General features: G+C 59.8%; 15 protein-coding genes and 1 pseudogene. 3 read left to right on the plus strand and 13 right to left on the minus strand.

Annotation, left to right across the window (positions count from 1 at the left end; all coding sequences use genetic code 11):
* From ABYV89_RS05300 to mutS, 8 genes and pseudogenes are all read right to left on the minus strand, one after another.
* Positions 1 to 191: pseudogene (locus ABYV89_RS05300) on the minus strand (thiamine pyrophosphate-dependent enzyme); the annotation flags it as partial.
* A 14-nt stretch (positions 192 to 205) separates the two neighbouring features.
* Positions 206 to 1,270, minus strand: coding sequence for a 3-methyl-2-oxobutanoate dehydrogenase subunit VorB (locus ABYV89_RS05305; RefSeq protein WP_432821897.1), 1,065 nt, complete (start codon positions 1,268 to 1,270; stop codon positions 206 to 208).
* A gap of 76 nt (positions 1,271 to 1,346) precedes the next feature.
* Entirely contained in the window at positions 1,347 to 1,568 is a 222-nt protein-coding gene (locus tag ABYV89_RS05310; RefSeq protein WP_432821898.1) for a 4Fe-4S binding protein, read from the minus strand.
* 160 nt (positions 1,569 to 1,728) lie between these two features.
* Complete coding sequence (locus tag ABYV89_RS05315) at positions 1,729 to 2,934, minus strand: cofactor-independent phosphoglycerate mutase (RefSeq protein WP_432821899.1); 1,206 nt, start codon at positions 2,932 to 2,934, stop codon at positions 1,729 to 1,731.
* 25 nt (positions 2,935 to 2,959) lie between these two features.
* The gene (gene xerD, locus ABYV89_RS05320; protein WP_432821900.1) at positions 2,960 to 3,847 is read right to left on the minus strand and encodes a site-specific tyrosine recombinase XerD; all 888 of its coding nucleotides are present in this window, start codon (positions 3,845 to 3,847) and stop codon (positions 2,960 to 2,962) included.
* A 28-nt stretch (positions 3,848 to 3,875) separates the two neighbouring features.
* Positions 3,876 to 6,593, minus strand: a complete 2,718-nt coding sequence (glnD, locus tag ABYV89_RS05325; protein ID WP_432821901.1) for a [protein-PII] uridylyltransferase — start codon at positions 6,591 to 6,593, stop codon at positions 3,876 to 3,878.
* Positions 6,590 to 8,317 (minus strand): N-acetylmuramoyl-L-alanine amidase, encoded by a 1,728-nt coding sequence (locus ABYV89_RS05330; protein ID WP_432821902.1) that lies wholly within the window; start codon positions 8,315 to 8,317, stop codon positions 6,590 to 6,592. The genes glnD and ABYV89_RS05330 overlap by 4 nt, the downstream gene beginning before the upstream one ends.
* A gap of 3 nt (positions 8,318 to 8,320) precedes the next feature.
* Complete coding sequence (mutS, locus tag ABYV89_RS05335; RefSeq protein ID WP_432821903.1) at positions 8,321 to 10,936, minus strand: DNA mismatch repair protein MutS; 2,616 nt, start codon at positions 10,934 to 10,936, stop codon at positions 8,321 to 8,323.
* 219 nt (positions 10,937 to 11,155) lie between these two features.
* On the opposite strand from mutS, the gene ABYV89_RS05340 reads away from it, so the two are divergent.
* Positions 11,156 to 11,665: a hypothetical protein gene (locus ABYV89_RS05340; RefSeq protein ID WP_432821904.1), complete on the plus strand. Its 510-nt coding sequence runs from the start codon at positions 11,156 to 11,158 to the stop codon at positions 11,663 to 11,665.
* Between the two features lie 30 nt (positions 11,666 to 11,695).
* A complete protein-coding gene (locus tag ABYV89_RS05345; protein WP_432821905.1) occupies positions 11,696 to 12,604 on the plus strand; it encodes a cation diffusion facilitator family transporter in 909 nt (302 codons plus the stop codon).
* A gap of 207 nt (positions 12,605 to 12,811) precedes the next feature.
* Here ABYV89_RS05345 and ABYV89_RS05350 read toward each other — a convergent pair whose 3' ends face one another.
* The 5 genes from ABYV89_RS05350 to ABYV89_RS05370 all read right to left on the minus strand — a co-directional run bounded on the left by ABYV89_RS05350 (position 12,812) and on the right by ABYV89_RS05370 (position 17,635).
* Positions 12,812 to 14,800: a methyl-accepting chemotaxis protein gene (locus ABYV89_RS05350; protein ID WP_432821906.1), complete on the minus strand. Its 1,989-nt coding sequence runs from the start codon at positions 14,798 to 14,800 to the stop codon at positions 12,812 to 12,814.
* Positions 14,801 to 14,995: 195 nt separating this feature from the next.
* Entirely contained in the window at positions 14,996 to 15,946 is a 951-nt protein-coding gene (locus tag ABYV89_RS05355) for an ROK family protein (protein ID WP_432821907.1), read from the minus strand.
* Positions 15,943 to 16,350: an ExbD/TolR family protein gene (locus ABYV89_RS05360; RefSeq protein WP_432821908.1), complete on the minus strand. Its 408-nt coding sequence runs from the start codon at positions 16,348 to 16,350 to the stop codon at positions 15,943 to 15,945. Before ABYV89_RS05360 ends, ABYV89_RS05355 begins: the two co-directional genes overlap by 4 nt.
* Positions 16,351 to 16,353: 3 nt before the next feature.
* The gene (locus ABYV89_RS05365; protein ID WP_432821909.1) at positions 16,354 to 16,920 is read right to left on the minus strand and encodes a MotA/TolQ/ExbB proton channel family protein; all 567 of its coding nucleotides are present in this window, start codon (positions 16,918 to 16,920) and stop codon (positions 16,354 to 16,356) included.
* A gap of 223 nt (positions 16,921 to 17,143) precedes the next feature.
* Positions 17,144 to 17,635 carry a metallophosphoesterase family protein gene (locus ABYV89_RS05370; RefSeq protein WP_432821910.1) on the minus strand — a complete coding sequence of 164 codons (492 nt, stop codon included), beginning with the start codon at positions 17,633 to 17,635 and terminating at the stop codon, positions 17,144 to 17,146.
* A 520-nt stretch (positions 17,636 to 18,155) separates the two neighbouring features.
* On the opposite strand from ABYV89_RS05370, the gene ABYV89_RS05375 reads away from it, so the two are divergent.
* The coding region (locus tag ABYV89_RS05375; RefSeq protein WP_432821911.1) for a malic enzyme-like NAD(P)-binding protein at positions 18,156 to 18,903 on the plus strand (748 nt) is incomplete at its 3' end.

The raw sequence follows: 18,903 nt of genomic DNA on the forward strand, positions 1-18,903 counted from the left end.
ACATCGATATCGAAATAGCCGTAGAGAAAGACGCTGCAGCCGACCGAAGCGACCCCGATGGTGCGATCCTGCACGCCGAAGGCGTCCATCGCCTCGGCGACCAGCCGATGGATAGTGCCGTGCTGGCAGCCGGGGCAGAAGTGGGTCTGGATATCCTTGAGGGAAACCGGGTGCGAGAAAACCTGTTTCATTGCAGTCGACATGATCAGTCCTTGTAATGCATGCGAATCTGGGCCAGCAGCTCTTCCGGGGTCGGCAGCGAGCCGGCTCCCGGCGGGCGGCCATAGAAGAAGACATCGGCATCGCGCGCCACCGACAGGCGGACATCCTCGACCATCTGCCCGGCGTTGAGCTCGAAACAGAGCACCCGTTTGGCCGTTGTCGTCGCCTCGAGGAAAGCTTTTTCAGGAAACGGGAAGAGGCTGATCGGACGCAGCAGGCCGACCTTGAGGCCTTCCTCGCGGGCCATGCGGATAGCGGTCTTGGCGATGCGCGCCGTCGAGCCGAAAGCGGTCACCACCAGATGCGCATCATCCAGGCAGCTGGCCTCGTAACGAACCTCGTTATCCTTGAGTTCCCGGTACTTGCGATGCAGCTTCCAGTTATGCTCCTCGAGTTCGCCATCCCCCAGGTAGAGGGATTTGACCACCCGTTGCGGTCGGCCGGCCTTGCCCGACACGGCCCAGTCCTTGGCCGGCAGATCGCCGGGAGCAACGTAGGCGTGCGGCACCAGGGCCTCCTTCATCTGCCCGAGCACCGAATCGCCGAGCACCATCGCCGGCACCCGGTAGCGATCCGACAGGTCGAAGGCGAGCATGGTCAGGTCGTACATTTCCTGCACCGAGTTCGGTGCCAGCACGATGATGTGATAGCCGCCGTGCCCGCCCCCTTTGACCGCCTGGAAATAATCGGACTGGGAGGCGTCGATGCCACCAAGCCCAGGGCCGCTGCGGGAGATATTGACGATCAGGCCGGGGAGTTCGCTGCCGGCCATGTAGGAAATCCCTTCCTGCTTGAGGGAGATCCCGGGACTGGAGGACGAGGTCATGGCACGGGCGCCGCAGGCGCTGGCGCCGAGCAGCATGTTGATCGAGGCGATTTCACTCTCGGCCTGGATAAAGACCCCGCCTACCTTGGGAAATTCACGAGAGATGTACTCGGGAATATCGCTCTGCGGCGTGATCGGATAACCGAAATAATAACGGCAGCCGGCCTCGATCGCCCCCATGGCTACCGCCTCGTTTCCCTTTACCAGTAGACGTTTTTGCAAAACGACCTCCGAACAACCGGGCACCGCACGCCGACAGCCGTCGCGCGCAGCGCTCCAGGTTGGTTAATTGCGTCAGTTATTTTTTGATTTCCCGAAAAACGGTGATCGCCACATCCGGGCACATCTGGGCACAGAGGGCGCAGGAGGTACACTGCTCGAGGTCTGCTTCGGAAATGACGGCAGGGATGAAACCCTGCCGGTTGATCTTGTCACTCATCTTCACAAGGCCGCGCGGACAGGCGGTGGTACAAAGAGCGCACCCCTTGCAGCGCAATTCATCGATGACTACTTTCGGCACAACGGTATTCCTACCCGACAGATTTCCCGGCACGATTGGCGTCCGGCAGTTTGCTCAACTGTTTGAAATTAGCAAACATGAGCAAATCGAGTCAACGGAAAATTCCACATAAAAAGAGGCGACCCGAACGGGTCGCCTCGGTATGATTGTGAAAAAATATCTACCTGCGAATTAACCGCTGCATCATCTCATGCCCGCGTTCGAGGTAAACGCCGGTTGACCGAGCCTGTTTTTCACTGTAGCCGTTCACCTGGCCGATGGCAGGAAACTCGTTAGCCGAGCCAAAAAGGACATAAGGCACCGGATCGAGGGTGTGGGTCATCTTGCGCACCGGGGTCGGATGGTCGGGAAGGACCAGCACCCGGTAGGCACCGAGCTCCGGCAGGCCGTCGATGACGGTGCCGACCACCTTTTCATCAAAAGCCTCGATGGCCTCGATCTTGTCCTTGAGGTTTCCGGCATGGGCCGCCTCGTCGGGCGCCTCGACATGCAGGTAGACGAAATCCCGTGTCTTCAGGGCCTCAAGCGCCGCTTCGGCCTTGCCGACGTAATTGGTGTCGATGTAACCGGTGGCCCCGGGAACATTGATCACATCAAGACCGGCACAGACGCCGATCCCCTTGATCAGGTCGACGGCCGAGATAACCGCGCCGGAAACACCGAATTTCTCCTGCATCGACTCCATGTGCGGCGCCCGACCGTGCCCCCACAGCCAGATGGAGTTGGCCGGCAGCTTGCCGGCCTGCTCACGGCGCCGATTGACCGGGTGGTGCTTGAACAGCATCTGGGACGAGGTCATCAGGTTGATCAGTAGGTCGGCCCCGTCCCCCTGGGGCAGGTCGTTCTCGATGCTCTGATGGGTCAGGTCGTGCGGCGGCGTGAACTTCAGCTGGTCGCGTCCCCCCTTCCACACCATCAGGTGCCGATAGGAGACCCCGGGATAAAAACGGAATTCGTCGCCGCCGAACTCTTCCTGCAGGGCGTCGACCAGCTCCCGAGCTTCCTCCGTGGTGATATGGTCGGCCGAGAAGTCTTCCATGTACAGCTTGCCGTAATGGGGCAGCAGGGTCACCAGGTTGAGGCGAAAAGCCACGTCATCCGGGGCAAGATCGACCCCCATGCTGGCGGCCTCCAGGGGAGAACGCCCGCTGTAGCAGGCAGCCGGGTCATAGCCGAAGACCGACAGGTTGGCCACGTCGCTGCCCGGGTGGTACCCCGCAGGGACCGTCTCCATCATGCCGGTTTCCCCGGACCTGGCCAAAGCGTCCATGCGCGGCGTCCTGGCATGCTCGAGAGGGGTTTTCCCGCCCAGTTCCTCGAGCGGTTCGTCGGCCATGCCATCGCCCAGCAAAACAATATACTTCATGATCTCCTCGTATGAATCGGCAGCATCAACCGCGAGGATGGCACTGCTCGTGAATTTTACGCAAACGTTCCCGCGTCACATGGGTGTAGATCTGGGTCGTCGAAATATCCGCATGCCCCAGCATGGTCTGCACCGAGCGCAGGTCCGCGCCGTTTTCCAGCAGGTGAGTGGCAAAAGAATGCCGCAGCGTATGCGGCGAGATGTCCTTGAGTATGCCCGCCTCCAGGGCGCGGCGTTTAATAATCTTCCAGAAGCCCTGCCGTGTCAACCCCCTGCCGGCCCGGTTGAGAAAAATCTGCGGAACCCCCAGGTCTTTGTCGAGGGCTGGCCGTCCGTGAGCCAGGTAAAGGCGCAATTCGTCGCTGGCCGCATCGCCCAAAGGAACGATCCGCTGCTTGCTGCGCTTTCCGAAAGCCATCAGGTAACCGACATCGAGCTGCAGGTCGCGCTGGCGCAGACCGACCAGTTCGGACACCCTCAGGCCGGTGGCGTAGAGCACTTCAAACATGGCCCGGTCGCGCTGGCTGAGGGGATCGTCACCGCAAGGTGCGGCCAGCAATCGATCGACTTCGGCCAACGAAAGGGTATGCGGGAGCGAACGGACATTCTTCGGCGCCTCGATCAGCGAGGTCGGGTTGTTCGCCGCAACCCCTTCGGCCAGCAGAAATTTGTGAAACATGCGCAGCGACACCAGCGCCCGGGCCCGGCTGCGCGGCGAAAGCCCGTCCTGCTTGAGCCTGGTCAGAAAACGCAATACCGTTGCCGGGGTTACCTGGCCGGGGGTCGAAATGCCCTCGTCGCCGAGAAACCCGACATAGCGGGCCAGATCGCGCCCGTAGGCATCAAGGGTGTTCGCGGCCAGACCTTTCTCCACGAGGATAAAGCTCAGAAATTGGTCAAGGAATGCGTCCACAGCAACCCGTTTTTACGCAACAATTTACCTACTTGTCATCAGGGGAAAGTTCGTCGAGACCGGCCAGCAGGCGCTTGCGTAAATCCTCGAGTTTATCCTTGAACAGCACCTTCTGGCCGAAGATATCCTGCACGTAAAAGGTGTCGGAAACCTGGTCGACCTTGGTGGAAATCTTGGCGACCCCGATGTACAGACCAAGCTCCTTGATCGTCTTGGTGATCTGGTACAGCACGCCGACCTGGTCCTGCGCATAGATATCGATGACGGTGTATTCGTCAGAAACCTCGTTGTCGATCTCCACCCGGTTGGAAAACTTCGGGCGCGGCCGGCTGGGCATGAGGCTGGAACGGTGCCGCTTATTAACCAGTTCATCGACCCGCACCCGCCCCTGGATGACGGAGACCAGGTCATCTTCGACCTTGCGCCACTTGACATCGCTTTCGATGATGTCGCCCGAGGCGCTGCTGACCTGCAGCACGTCGATGGCGATGCCGTTGTTCAGGGTGTTGATCTGGGCGCCGAGGATGTTGATCCCGTTGGCCGCCAGCACCCCGGTGATCTTGGAAAAGAGGCCGGGAATATCGACGGTAGAGATGGAGAGCTGGGAATACCTGCCCTGGGGCTCATGCTCGACCTTCATGGCCAGGGCGCCGTTTTTGCGGCTGAAAAGCAGGCGCAGGTGCTCGGCGATGGTCGCCGAACGATTCGACAGCACGTAGCGGGTGGACATCTCCTTGAGCGCGTCCTGAATCGCCCGTTTGCCGAATTCGTCCTCAAGCAGATCCACCACCTTGCGCTTGCGGTTACGGACCTTTTCCGAGCGCTGCTCGAGCTGGAAGTTGCCCCGCTCGAGCACCTGGTAGGTCTTTTCGTATAATTCCTTGAGCAGAAAGCCCTTCCAGTCGGACCAGACATCGGGACCGACCGCCCTGAGGTCGGCATAGGTCAGCAGGTAGAGCATGTTGAGGTTTTCGCTCATGCCCATGGTCTTGGCGAACTGCATGATGAGCTTGTCGTCGTGCAGGTCACGGCGCTGGGCGATATGGGACATTTCCAGGTGATGGCGCACCAGGAACTCGAGCCGGGCGCTGTCCTCCTTGTTGCGCCCCATGCGCCGGGCGATGGTCGGAATCATGTCGGCGCCCTTGTTGCAATGATCCTTCCCCTCCCCCTTGCCGATATCGTGGAGCAGCACCGCCAGCAGCAGCAGGCCGCGCTTCTCGATGTCGTTGGCCACCTTGGTCAACAGGGGATCCTTCTCCCGGTAGACTCCCAGCCAGAGCTTGGCGATTTCTTCAACGGCGAACAGCGAATGGATATCCACCGTATAGATGTGGTAGGCATCGTGCTGAACCTTGCAGAAGATCCGGCCGAATTCGGGGATAAACCGGTTGAGAACCTGCAGGTGATGCATGTCCTTGAGGGTTTCCGTCATCCCCTGGGGCTGCCTGAGGATGGTAAGAAAGCCTTCGTTCATGGCTTTGGAACGGCGGACACGGTCATTAATCAGGGGCAGGCTGTCGCGAATCAAGCTCTTGAGAGAAACACTCAGCTTCACCCCCTGGCGCTGCGAAAGGACGAAGGCTTTCATGATCCGGGTTGGATCTTTTTCAAAGATATCGTTGCCGGTCGCCCGCAGCTCGCCCCGCAGGATATAGAAGCCGTCATCCACGCTGCGGCGGGTAAAGTAGCCGATGATTTTGCCGCCCGGGTCGCTTATTTGCACCGCCTTGTTGATCAGGCTCGAGGCGATGTGTTCGGTCTCGGTGGCATGGGAATAGAAATCCTGCATGTACTGCTCGACGGCCAGGGCCCTGCGATTGTCGACATAGCCGAGAAACTGGGCAATCTTTTCCTGGTGATCGAAATAAACCTGGTCGTTTTTCCGGTTCGACAGAAAATGGAGTTCATTGCGAATCCGCCAGAGGTAATCGAGCGCGTCCTCGAAGGCCCTTCCTTCCTGCTCGTTGATGACCCCCTTGATGATCAGTTCACGCAGGCTGCGGGCCTTGAACTTGACCCGGGCCACCCATAATGCGGTGTGCAGGTCGCGCAGTCCGCCCTCGCCTTCCTTGATATTGGGTTCGAGCAGAAAAACCGACGACCCGTACTTGCGCAGGCGGCGGTCGTTCTCTTCCATTTTCTCGCGGATAAAACCCCGGGTGTTCTGGGCCAGAACCGTCTGAAAGACGCTGCGGTCATACTGGCTGTACAGCTCCTCGTCGCCAACCAGCAGGCGCGAATCAAGCAGAGCCGTCCGCGCAGTGATATCCTTGGCCGCCATATCCAGGCAGTCTTTTTCAGTGCGGACGCTGTAACCGATTTCCAGCCCGAGATCCCAGAGCAGGTAAAGCATGCGCTCGGAAAGGCGCTCGGCAAAGGGCTGGTCCTTGCCGCTGTAATAAAACATGATGTCGATGTCTGAATTGGGATTCAGCTCCCCACGGCCATAACCGCCGATGGCGATCAGGGCACAGGAGCCGACCTCCTCGCGGGGGATGTCCGCCAGGATACTCCGGTAGAGATTACGGATCAGGGTATCGAACATCGACGTCAGGCTGCCGACGACCTGGTGGCCGGAAGCCCCGCCGCGGTGGTCCTTGAGAATCAGCTCCCGGTGATGTTCGAGGTAGGCGCGGGCGCCTTCCAAAAGCAGGCGGCGCCGTTCATCATAGGGGATGGCCGGATCGGTCAGGAGCTCGCGGGAAAAAAAAGTCGGCGTCTGTGGCATAGATTCAAGGGTCATTTGTTTGCGATCAGCTTGAGGTCAGTAGCATAATTGCGGACTCCCTTGACGATGGCGGCACTGGTCTTTTCCTTAAACTTGGAGGTGGCCAGCCGGGATTCCTCACGATGATTGCTGATAAACGCGGCCTCGACCAGCACCGAGGGCATGGTGGCGCCAACCAGCACGTAAAACGGCCCCTGTCGTACACCGAGGTCGCGGATGTCAGAATAGTGCCGCCTGAGGTCATCGACCATGGCTTTTTGAATCTCCGCCGCAAGGCGGCTCGATTCGTTGATCTTGGAATTGGCCATCAGGTCGAAGAGAATCAGCTCGAGATCGCCAACCTGCTTGAGCGAGGTCCCGTTTTCACGGGCCGCCACCGCCGCGGCCTTGTCGTTTTTCGAAAAGTTGAGGTAATAGGTTTCCACGCCGTAGGCCTCGCGGTTTTTGGCTGCGTTGGCATGAATGGAGATAAACAGGTCGGCGCCGACCTTGTTGGCGATCGCCGTGCGTTCCTCCAGGGGGAGATAAACGTCGCGGTCGCGGGTCAAAATCACCTCGCAGCCGATTTCGGCCTCCAGCTGCTTTTTCAACTGCCGGGCCATGGCCAAAGTAACATCCTTTTCAAGCAGCCCGCTGGGTCCGACGGCCCCCGGATCCTTGCCGCCATGACCGGCGTCGACGACAATGCGACGCAATCCCGGATGGCTGCTGACGGCCGGGATGTTCACCTTCAACGGCGCCTCGACCGGAGCCTTATCGAGAACCCTGGCGATACCGTCCTTGGTCTCCGGCGGCCGGGAACGGATTTCCGGCACCTGCGAGGAGAGCGCGGGCGCTCCCTCACCGAGCACGTCGATGACAATGCGAAAAGGATCCTGCAGCGGAAAGACCTTATAGTTATTGAAGCTGACCAGGTCGAGCACCACCCGCACGGTCGAATCATCATAGCGTCCGGACCGCACCTGGCGGAGCAGGCCGTCCTGCACCAGGGTTTTTTCCGTCAGCCCGGCCGCCGGAACGGTTTTCTTGATGTCAACGTAGATCCGGGGATCGGCCCCCTCCTTCGGATTCGCCGGAAGAAAATTGGCGCTGAATTCGGCGGCCCCCTCGAGGTCCATGACCACCCGGGTATACCCGGGGTTGGACCAGAGCCGGATTCCGGTCAACACCGCTTCCCCCGCTTTGGCAACTGGCGCAGGCGGGCTGACCTCCGGTGCCGGCAGGGCTTTGGGCGCCGGAGCGTACGCCACCAGCGAAACAGCCCGGCCCTTCGCTTTGGCCAGCATGTCACCGCTCGGGTAACGATCGACGATCGCCTGGTAGCGCACAAAAGCCTCGGCCTTGGACTCGAGAATCGCCTCGTAAATCTGGGCCGATTCGAACAGGGCATCGTCAGCCAGCGAGTTTCTGGGATAGGATTGCGTCAGCCGGTCGTAATATTCCGTCGCCCTCCGGGCATCCGATGACACCCGGGAGACATCGTACAGGCCGCGGCAGGCGCGTGCGGCCATGTACAGCCCGTCGGGTGCCCTGCTGCTGTCGGGATACCGGTCGACAACGGCCATGAAGGCGCCGATGACCGCTTCCCAGTTATCCCGGTACAGCTGCTTCTTGGCCGAATTAATCAACGATTGATAGTTGTCCTTGGCTTTCAGGTAGGCCGCATCGGAACCGTCGGCGAGCGCCGGCAGGGGCGTCAGCAAAAGCAGCAGCAAAGCTATTGTGCGAAACAATTTCATTCGTTACACCAAGGTTTTCAGCTCGTCGAGCAGGTTCAGGGCTTCCAGCGGGGTCAACACGCTGATATCGATATCGGCAAGCTTGAGCCGAAGCGCATCGGGCGCTGATTCGAACAACGACATCTGCGGTGACGACAGAGGCTTTTTCCGGGTCTTGCTGCGAGCCAGGCGCGGTTCACCCTCACTTTCAAATTCACCGGACTCGAGATTTTTGAGCACTTCCCGGGCCCGCTCGATGACCGGCTGCGGCAACCCGGCCAGGCGGGCGACCTGGATGCCGTAGGAGTGGCTGGCGCCCCCCTTGACGATTCGCCGCAGAAAAATGATCTGCTCGTTCCATTCCTTGACCGCGATGTTGAAGTTTTTCACCCGCTCGCGGGTCAGGGCCAGGTCGATCAGCTCGTGGTAGTGGGTTGCGAACAGGGTCTTGGCCGCCACCGCCGCATTATCATGCAAATATTCGGCCACCGCCCAGGCGATACTGAGGCCGTCGAAAGTCGAGGTGCCGCGGCCGATTTCGTCAAGAATGATAAGGCTACGGGGGGTAGCATGATGCAGAATATTGGCGGCTTCGGTCATTTCGACCATGAAGGTCGATTGGCCCCGGGCCAGGTTGTCGCTGGCGCCGACCCGGGTGAAAATTCGGTCAACCACGCCGATGCGAGCGGCTTTTGCCGGCACCAGGCTGCCCATCTGCGCCATCAGGGTGATCAGGGCCACCTGGCGCATGAAGGTCGACTTGCCGGCCATGTTGGGGCCGGTAATGATCAGGATCTGGTTTTCCCGGGTATCCATGCCCAGGTCGTTGGGGACGAATCGCTCGGACAGGCTCATCGCCTCGATCACCGGGTGACGCCCCTCGCTGATGACCAGGTCGCCGCTGTCGTCCATCTCGGGGCAGACATAGTTGCGGTCGTGGGCCAGGTCGGCCAGACCGGTGAAGACGTCGATTTCGGCCAGGGCATCCGCGGTGGCCTGAATCCGTCCCCCCTGCATCGACACCTGCTGACGGATCTGCTGAAACAGGTCAAACTCGATCTGCACCAGTTTTTCCTCGGCGCCAAGCACCTTTTCCTCATATTCCTTGAGAGCCGGCGTGATGTAGCGCTCGGCGTTGGCCAGGGTCTGCTTGCGCTGGTAATCGTCGGGAACCCGGGCCAGGTGGCTGCGGGTGATCTCGATGTAATAGCCGAAGACCTTGTTGAACCGCACCTTCAGCGACGAGATGCCGGTCCGTTCCTTCTCCTGGCTCTCGAGACGGGCGATCCACCCCTTGCCCTCGCGGCTGATGGCCCGCAGTTCGTCGAGAGCCGGGTCGTAACCGTCGCGGATCAGCCCCCCTTCGCGCAGCACGAAAGGCGGCTCGTCGACAATGCCGCCGCAGATGATCTGCAGAATATCGTCAAGGGGATCAACCGAAGCCCGCAGCGCCTGCAGGCGGGGGCTCTCGCAGAGCGTCAACTGGTCGAGGACCGCGGGAAGCCGCTCCAGAGACGCCCGCAGCGCCACCAGGTCCTTGGCGTTGGCGTGGGCCATGGAAATCTTGCCGTTGAGCCGTTCGAGATCGTAGATCCCGTCAAGGGCGGTTCGCAGGTCGTCGCGCAGCAGACTCTTTTCGACCAGCTCCTGTACCGCGCGATGGCGGTCGCGGATAGCCTCGACCCGGACCAGCGGGTGACTGATCCAGTGCTTGAGCCGGCGACCACCCATGGCGGTGACGGTACGATCGAGCACCCCGAGCAGCGAGCCCTTGCGGCGGCCGTCATGCAGGGTGGCGGTGAGCTCCAGGTTGCGCCGGGTCGCCTCGTCCAGAACCATGTAGTCGCGGGTATGAAAGGTCGTCGGCGGCCGCAGGTGCGAAACCGCCCCCTTCTGGGTCTCGGTCAGATAATAGAGCAGCCCGCCGGCCGCCCGCACCGCCCCGGTCAAACCGGCGCAGCCGAAAGGCTCGAGGGTGGCGCAGCCGAAATAATCGAGCAGGCCGCGTTCGGCCCGATCCGCCTCGAGCACCCATTCCGGCAGCAAGTCGACCCGACGCTCGGCCAGCGGGCCGGCCAGGCTTTTGCGCACCAACTCGCCTTCCTCCCCCTCGGCCAGCAGCACTTCCCTGGGGGCGAAGGTGCTCAATTCACCGCGAACCCCTTCGAGGTCGGCCGCTTCGGTCAGGCGGAATTCGCCGGTGGTGATGTCCAGTACCGCCAGCCCCCAGCGCCCTTCCAGGCCGGCGGCGACGGCCATCAGGTAGTTGTTCTCCTTCGGTTCCAGGGTATCGGTATCGAGCACCAGGCCGGGAGTCACCACCCGCACCACTTCGCGGCGCACGATCCCCTTGGCCTCCCTGGGATCTTCGACCTGCTCGCAGATGGCGACCTTGTAGCCGTTTTCCACCAGTCGGGAGATGTAGGGCTGACAGCTGTGATAGGGGATTCCGCACAGGGGCACCTCTTCGGCGGCTCCCTTGTTGCGCGAGGTCAGGGTGATATCAAGAACACGCGATGCGGTCACCGCATCGTCCATGAACATTTCGTAAAAATCGCCGAGACGGAAGAACAGGATGGCGTCGGAATACTGCTCCTTGATCTCCAGGTACTGGCGCATCATCGGGGTACTGCCGGACATGCGGATAAAAACCTCGTATATATCAGTGAATACTGGTATTTTCCAAGCGTGGCAAAAACGTGCGGAGACCGGGACAGCGGGCTCCGGATTAATTCTGCACATGTTATCAGACCCCCCAGGGCATGTAAACAGTTTCCCGGGGCGCGGCGACAGGAAGACAAGCAAAAGCCTTGACCGGCTCAAGCAGGAATGCTAATAAAGCGCCAGTCAGGAGGCAACATGAGTTCAGCAGACTTTTCGCAGCAGGACATTTTCGCAAAGAATAATTACGACATCCGTTCGCTCGACGACGAGGTCCGCGCCGACGTACTGTGCGGGCGGCTCTTGAAACAGTGCTACCTGTACCTGGTCGAAACCCACGAACTCAGCGCCGCAGAAGCCAGCCGCCTCTGTTACGGGGCCAGCTACTTCCTCTGCGAGTACCTCATCCCCGACCGCCGGGTGAACCTGTTCGACATCACTGCCCAGCTCATTCGCCAATTCGCCGGCAACTGGTACATCATCAAGAACATGGAGCCGAACCTGGCCGAGCTTACCGGCATCCTCGAAGGGGTCATGGCCTTCTACGACTACAGCTGCAGCCTGGGCCTGGTTTCCGGTCAGCAGCTGCAAGAGGTTCAAAGCAGCTGCGCCGACCTGGCCTACTACCAGGGGCGCATTGACAGCTTCTACGCCATCGAAAATGACGGCTATTTCCAATGGAACGCCGACTGCCCACTGAAAAGCTGACCCTTCCGGCCATCGCTGGAGACTGACCCGATGCCACATGCCACCGCCAAAATCAGGGCCGCCCGCGCTTCGATCGCCACCGCCTGCGGGCTGGCCGTTCTCAAGCTGATCACCGGCCTGGCCACCGGCTCGATGGCGGTTCTCGCTTCGGCGGTCGACTCCCTGCTCGACATTCTGATGTCGGGCGTCAATTACCTGGCCATCCGCCAGGCCGATCAGCCTGCCGACCAATCCCATCCTTTCGGGCACGGCAAATACGAAACGGTCGCCACCCTTATCCAGTCGCTCGTCATAACCCTCTCCGGCGCATGGATCATCTTTGAATCGATCCGCCGCCTGCGCGACGGCGTCGAACTGACAGGCCTCGGTGGCGGCATGGCCGTCCTCATGATCAGTACCGCCGCCTCCTTTGCCATCGCCCGCCACCTGCGCAAGGTTGCCAAAGCGACCGATTCTTCGGCGCTGCAGGCCGACTCCCTGCATTTCGCCATGGACGTCTACACCAACCTGGCCCTGCTGGCCGGCCTGGCGCTCATTTCATGGCTGAATCTGCCCTGGCTCGACCCGGCCCTGTCGATCCTGGTCGGCCTCTACATTATCTACGAGGCGGTCAAGCTGCTGAGAAACGGATTGCACGACGTGCTCGATGCGGAACTGCCGGATGGATTGCGCCAGGAGATTGCCGGCCTGATCGAAGCCCACCGGGGCGAGTTGATCGGCTACCACAACCTGCGCACTCGCCGGGCCGGGTCCCAGAAAATCATGGATTTCCACCTGACCGTCTGCAAAGAGCTGACGGTAAAAGAGGCTCACGACATCGCTGACGAACTGGAAAAAAAGATTGAACGGGAAATCCTGGGTTCGGATGTCACCATCCACATCGAACCCTGCCAGCGGTCCGAATGCCCGGGACGGCAGAACTGCCACACGGAAAAATGAAAGGGGGCGCCTGAAGCGCCCCCGGTATGCCTGCCTGAGTTCTTGCCTTATCAACCCTTGCTGCATTCGCGAAAAGTCTTGCGATGGCTAAGCAAAAACTTCGACCTGCAAGGTCTGGTTTTTTTTCGGGGGCGAAGGTCTACCTCAGGCAGGTCGAGGTCCTGAAAAAACACCGTAACGCCGTAGGGCGGGCTTTTTGCGACGCCATCACCCCTTCAACCTGCGCAAATCCTCGATAACCTTGTTGCTGGCCTCACGGCGCTGCTCCATTTCGTCAAAAATCCGTTTGACCATGTCGCTGACCGAGGTCACCGCCACCTCGATGTTCAGGGTGTTGCGTTTCTGCCGCTCGGTGGCCAGAGCCATGTCGTCGGCCATGTTCTTGACTTCCTCGATCGACTGGACGATGTTGCGCGTGCCGTCGGCCTGCTCGGATGAGGCGGTCGTAATCTGGCTGGACATGTCGCCGACCTTTTCGATCGACGAAGTGATCGATTCGACGCTGCGGGCAACCTCCTGGGTGGCGCTGCGGATATCGTGGGTCATATCCATCGCCGTGCCCGCGCTCGCCAGGATCTGGCTAAGGGACTGCTCCATGCCGGTTCCCAGCCCCATCCCCTCTTGAACCAGCTTGCGGGTCTTGGTGATGTGCGCCACCGACTCGCGGGTGTATTCCTGCAGCTCTTCGATGATCCGGGTGATGGCTCCGGTCGACTGGGCGGTCTCCTGCGACAGGTCACGCACCTCTTCGGCGACGACGCCGAATGAGCGCCCGTGCTCGCCAGCCTGGGCGGCGATGATGGCGGCATTCAAGGCCAGCAGGTTGGTCTTCTGGGTCACCTCGGAAATCACCGTGGTAATGGTGTTGATTTCCTCCCCCTTCTGGGACAGCCGATTGATCGTTTTAACCGCGTCTTCAACGGCTTCGGAGATCCCCTGCAGGCCCGAGATAACCCCGACGACCGCGCGCACCCCGCTTTCGGCCTTAGCCTTAACGGCTTCCGACATTTCGTGGGAGCGGGCGCCGCTCTCTTCGACCGATTTGATGGTGGCGGAAATTTCGGTCATGGCCGAGACCGAATTTTCCATGAAATCGGAAAGCTGCACCAGGTTGCTTGAAACCTGGTCAATGGAGACGGAAATTTCCCCGGCCGCGGAGCGGGTCGCATCGACAGCCTCGCGGACGACATCCGCGGCACTGGAAATATCGACGATCGCTTCGGCGGTCGACTCGGTCGCCTCCTTGAGGGAGGCATCGAGACGCGAATGTTCCTTCCGGTTCTTGCTGAACTCGGCGAAGGTGTGTTCCAGCTCGCCGGTCAGGCTCTCGACGGCTTCGAGAAGGTTGAGCTTGTTCAGGGATGAGGCCACCTGGTCGGCAAAGAGTTTAACCGTGTCGACATCGGTGTCATCCAGCTGCTTTTTCTTGGTTTTATTGTCAACCGCAAAAAGACCGGCCACCTCGTCACGCACAATGATCGGGCAGAGAACAAAGTTTTTCGAGCGTAACTGGGAAAGCTCTGAACAGGGGGGCTTGAGATGAAAATCGTCGGGCATCTGGGTGATGTCATCAACCAGAATAATCCGCTTTTCGACAACCGCCTTGTACAGGGCCCCGGAGCGCTCATCCAGGGGGAGCGTGACCCCGGGAACCGAATCGCCGCCGCAGCCGCGGCTGGCCATGAAATCGAACCCGTCGCGGTTGGCGGTCACCATCAGGATGTTGACGCGATCATACCCGAGGATCTCGTGCAGGCCGTTGGCGGCCAGGCGCAGTATTTCCTCGACATTGACCGATTTCTGGATATGGGTATTGATGGAATGGAAATTCTTGATGCTTTTATTCAGGTCTCTGAAGCGGCGCTCAAAAGACTCTTTCTGCTCTGCCACGACCCGGTTGAGTTTATCGAGGCTGAGTGCCCGTTCGAGAACCTGCTGCGCACCGCGACCGATGAGGAAACCCGTTACCCCCAGCACCACGGCCGTCCCCGCCCCCATGTAGAGGAACAGGGCCAGGCTTTCGCCGGAACGAAGGATATCGCCCTTCACCTGCGCCCAGAGTCCCTGCCCTTCCTGCCAGAACAGCAGCAGGCGCAGCACCTGCCAACCGATCGGGGCGCTGATCCCAAGACAAAGACCACTGATGCCGAATAGCCAGCTACGGTTAATGCGAGTCGCCGTGTTGCCTGAGCTCATTCTCTATCCCCCTGAAGTAACGGCCTGTTTTCGTAATCCATGTGACACCGGGTGGACCGCTTGTCAGCCTAGCCAGCCACCCCTGACAGGTCAAGAAAAATCTACCGTTTCCTATAACGATCTGCCTCCCCGGCTGTCCCGGACCAACCGAATCGCGGGTGCTCCGATAATCCGATAATGAAGGTGACGCCGAATTCAATTCAAGACCATGCCGGCCGCGCCCAGGATGCCTGCGTCATCGCCGAGTTCGCCGCGAACAATCTGCAGCCGTCGCCCGGATACCTCGAAAGCCCGCTGCCGGATTTCCTCTGACACCAGCGGCAGCATCAGGTCGAAGCTTTCACTGGCGCCTCCGGTAACGACTGCTCCGTCGAGATTGAGCAGGTTGGCCACCCCGGCCAGGGCCTGGCCGAGTGCGCGGCCGGCTTCTGCAAAGACCGCCAGGGCAAGCGCGTCGCCGCTGCGGGCCGCCGCGGCGACTTCAAGACTGGTCAGATCAGCCGCAGCCAGTTCAGCCAGCGAGCTCTTCTGCCCGGCCGCCAATCGTTCAAGAACAGCAAGCACTATGCCACGAGCCGAAGCGTACTGCTCCAGGCAGCCCCGGTTTCCGCAGCCGCAGGGACGTCCCTCCGGCACCACGGTCAGATGCCCGATTTCGCCGGCCGCCCCGTCGGCACCGGCCCAGATCCGGCGATCGAGCACCAGGCCGCCGCCGACTCCGGTACCGAGCGTCACCGTCAGAAAAGACGAAAAGCTGCGGCCGGCCCCGAACAGCGCTTCTCCCCAGCAGATCGCGTTGGCGTCATTAATCACTACCGTCGGCAGGTCAAGTCGGTCAGCAAGGTCAGCCGCCAGGTCCTGCCCGTTGAGCTCGGGAAGATTTGGCGAAACCCGTACCCTCCCTTCCCGGCTGATGATGCCGGGGGCGCCCATGCCGACGGCAGAAACCCGCATGCCGCGGGCACGCGAGTCGTCGAGCAGGCGCCCGCAGAGCTCGGCGAGAGTCGCCAGAAAGCCGCTGTAGCCATCCGCCATCCGGGTCGCCACCTTGAGCACATCGCCGGTTCGTCCAGCCGAGGTCACCAGGGCCGCCCGGCAATTGGTGCCGCCAAGATCGATACCGATGGCTGCTTGCGCCGACCTCACTGTTTCCTCTGTTCGGTGGCGATGGCCAGCTTGGAAAAACCGGCGACCTTGGCCAGGTCCATCAGCTCAACAACCTGGCCGTGCCGGGCCTCCTTGTCGGCAAGAAGCAGAAAAATCATCTTGTCGGCCCGACTGCCGTACCCTTGCAGATGGCGTTTCAGCGCCTCGGTAGACATCGCCGTCTCACCAAGGAATATCTCGCCTTTTTTTGACAGGTAGATCTTGATTTCTTCAGGTTCCTTATCAGCCACCTGGGTGGAAGATTCAGGAAGCTTGATGGAGAGGCCGGGCGTTTCTATGAACGTTGTTGAAATCATGAAGAAAATCAACAGCAGAAAAACGACGTCAACCATCGGGGTCAAGTCGACTTTCGGCTCATCACGCCGTTTGCGCAGGAAGGCCATGCGTCAGGCACCCAGCAGATCGACTAAACGCAGGGAATATTCTTCGAGGTCGAGGGCGATCCGGTCGACCCGGCTGGAAAGGTACTTGTGCAGCAGGATCGTGGGGATGGCAACCGCCAGGCCGGCCGCCGTCGTGATCAATGCCTGGGAGATGCCGCCGCCGAGGGTGGCGGGGGTTCCGGCACCAAGGGTCGCGATCACGGTGAAGGCATCGATCATGCCGAGCACGGTCCCCAGCAGACCAAGCAGGGGCGAAATCGTAGCGATCGTCCCCATCAGACCGAGATACTTCTCAAGGGGCGCGGTCTCCCGGCTGCCGACTTCTTCTACCACGGTCTTGAGATGATCCCTTGAACGCCCGGTAGAGCGCAGGGCGGCGATAAAAATACGGGCGAGCGGAGAGCCGTTGCGCTGGCAGACCACCAGCGCTTCGTCGATATGGCGATTGGCCGCGAGATTTTCGACTTCACGCACCAGGCGATCGGTTCCGCTGAGAATGCGGTAAAAAGTCCATAACCGCTCGAGAAATATGGCCAGGGCCATGATCGAGCAGAGCAGGATCGGGTACATGAGGGGTCCGCCTTTTTGAAATATTTCCAGCATGAACCGTCCAGCCTTTCATTGGAGAATAAAAAGAAGCCAAAATCGCCTAATATTATTCTGTTTTGTAACGGGAATCAAGGGATGGATGAGAATAAATGAGGATCCACGAAAAAGAGCGCTCATTCAGAGGGGCAGCTTCGCTGCGGCGGCAGATGGAATGCCGGATAAGGACAACTCCGCTGCCGGCATTTCAGTCGATCGCGATAATGCGACCTTCGATAGATTCGCCGACATCCAGGATTCCGATCGTATGAACCGGCTCGCCGCGCCGGTCGGCAGCGCTCCCCGGGTTGAACAGCAAAACCCCCTGGGTACGCCGACAGGCGGGAACATGGCTGTGTCCGTACACCAGGCAGTCGAGGGACAGACCGTGAAAGTCCTGGAGCAAGCGCTGCTCCAGCGTTGCCGGAGATCCCCAGCCATGCACCAGGCCGATCCTAAAGCCCTCCACGGTGAGAATCCTCCGGAGCGGGGCTTCCCCCAGGGGGGAATCCATATTGCCGCGCACCGCATGCACGGGCAGCCCGTCGAACAGGTCGAGGAAAGCCGGGTTGACGACATCGCCGGCATGCAGAAGCATGTCGATATCTGCGAACCAGTTGTCGAGCAGCATCTCTGCCAGCCTGGCCCCCTGCTTCAAATCATGAATATGGGTATCTGAAATAACGCCAATTTTCATCATGGTTAAAATGTACCACAAGGATTCAGAAAAAAAAACATTCTCTGCGGGTCGTTTTTTTAATCTTTAAAAAGCATGAAACAACTTTCTTAAAAAGGAAACAGCTTTTGTATGGCGGATAACCAACCATCTATGGCGAAAATCGGCCCACCTTTTCCATGGAATTGATATTTACAGTAATTTCAACCACAAATCACCTGAACAGCCGATCACCGCAAAAGACCCAACCATCAGCGGTTCACCTGGAAAGGGCGCCAAAACCGGGCCCTTGGCATTGCTCTTGCTCCAACGATCAATAAAGCAAAAAAAATTAAACAGGGTTTGATATCCGCTCTTTATTCTTGACAGAGTGTCCTCCTTGGCCCTATCTTAATATTTACTGTAACTAAAATTATTCCTGATCACTTCGCCGTCCCGATCCGGACTTGATTAATAAAATAACGTCTCAACCACTGGAAACCCGATTTTTATCGGGTATTTTTAAAGACTGTACACATTGCGAATCTATAGGGAGACTGCAAACATGTCAAAAAAACAAGAAGCCCTGGATTATCACAGTTCAGGTCGTAAAGGAAAAATCGAAGTCATCACCACCAAGCCCTGCGCCACCAGCCGCGACCTGTCCCTTGCCTACAGCCCCGGCGTTGCCGAGCCCTGCCTGGAGATCGAAAAGAACCCGGACATGGCGTACGAATATACCGCCAAGGGGAACCTGGTCGCGGTCGTCTCCAACGGCACGGCCGTTCTCGGCCTCGGCGACATCGGCGCCATGGCCGGCAAACCGGTCATGGAGGGCAAAGGGGTGCTTTTCAAACGGTTCGCCGACATCGACGTCTTCGACCTCGAGCTGAACACCACGGATCCCGCCGACATCATCAAGTTCTGTGAGCTCCTCGAACCGACCGTCGGGGGAATCAACCTCGAAGACATCAAGGCGCCGGATTGCTTCATCATCGAGCAAACCTTGCGAGAGAAGCTGAACATCCCCGTGTTCCATGACGATCAACACGGGACAGCCATCATCGGTGCCGCCGGATTCCTGAACGCACTCGAGCTCACCAACCGGAACATCGGAGACATATCCGTGGTGTTCATCGGGGCGGGCGCCGCCGGGATTGCCACCGCCCGGTTCTTTCGAGGGCTCGGCGTGCGCCCCGAGCACATCCTCATGTGCGACAGCCGAGGCGTCCTCCACGCCGATCGAACTGATCTCTCACCGACCAAGTCGGAGTTCGCCCGCAGCACGGACAAGCGGACGCTCGAAGACGCCC

Origin of the sequence: Trichloromonas sp. (assembly GCF_041583255.1) — a bacterium.
In the GTDB taxonomy this organism is placed as follows: domain Bacteria; phylum Desulfobacterota; class Desulfuromonadia; order Desulfuromonadales; family Trichloromonadaceae; genus Trichloromonas.